The following is a 937-nucleotide window of genomic DNA, read 5'->3' on the forward strand; positions in this document are numbered from 1 at the left end:
ACTCGCGGATTCTCTAACAACTTAAACAAACTATAAAGTTGGACATTATATTCCAGCATTTCTGTTACTCCTTCCAGATTCTCCAAGGGAATACTTCCGGCTGCAATAGCTTCAGCAACACCCTGTACTCCGGTCAAACTTTCAACAATTAATGGAGAAAAAGTTTCGGTCAAATCCATCACTCGGACGGTTCGCTCAGGAGGTTTATATCCCGTTACCCCAACAGCTTTTTTCCGGGCTGTAGCATCCAAACTTAGAACTTTTTTATCATCTAAAACTGATTTGGTTCGCTTGATTGCCAGGGGACTATCTGATTCGGACTCGCCCCAATAGTTGAAGTCTTTGACCGTATTTTTTAGAGTGGAAACTGCTAGTTTTGCTGTGATTTGTGAAACCATTTTAATTCAAAATAACAACTGTACTTCTATCGTACTACAATATCTTTTTTTTGACAATGTTAAAATCTCACAAAGCAATTAGGAAATAAAAAAAGCCCTCAGAATCCTGAAGACTTTTAATTCTACTTTCCTTAATATTATTGGTTCTAGCCCCATTTACCCGCCACAATCTTAATAGTCCCATCATTCTCGGTTTGGGATTCAATTTCAAATCCCTGGGCTAGTAGCTGATAAATTGTGTTTTCCCTTGCGTACATTGGTAATAAAGCCTCCATAAACTTTGTTTTACCCCAAGCATCATTATCTGAAATAAATTCATATTCCCCTTGAGAATTGAGCTTAAATCCTAAATCATAATTATGGCGGGGTCGTCGAATAACAAAGTCTGCTATTATGCTATTGCCATAATAATCTTCAATAACGCTATTGGTTTCGAGAGTTGCTCCTGTTAGAATATCAAGTTGAGATTCAATTAATTTGTTGAGAACTTGTTTAAGGATAAAGCGGTCTTTGATTGAGGTTTTGATAGTTGTTAGATG

Annotated in this window: 2 protein-coding genes; both read right to left on the minus strand. The window is 37.0% G+C overall.

What is annotated here, in order from left to right; genetic code table 11:
• Window positions 1–398 (minus strand): hypothetical protein (locus PL9631_RS03435; protein ID WP_156090442.1); only part of this gene is annotated, 398 nt, incomplete at its 3' end.
• Window positions 399–544: 146 nt separating this feature from the next.
• On the minus strand, window positions 545–937 hold a 393-nt coding region (locus PL9631_RS03440), incomplete at its 5' end, for a DUF1257 domain-containing protein (RefSeq protein ID WP_083616981.1).

This window comes from Planktothrix paucivesiculata PCC 9631, assembly GCF_900009265.2.
GTDB lineage: Bacteria > Cyanobacteriota > Cyanobacteriia > Cyanobacteriales > Microcoleaceae > Planktothrix > Planktothrix paucivesiculata.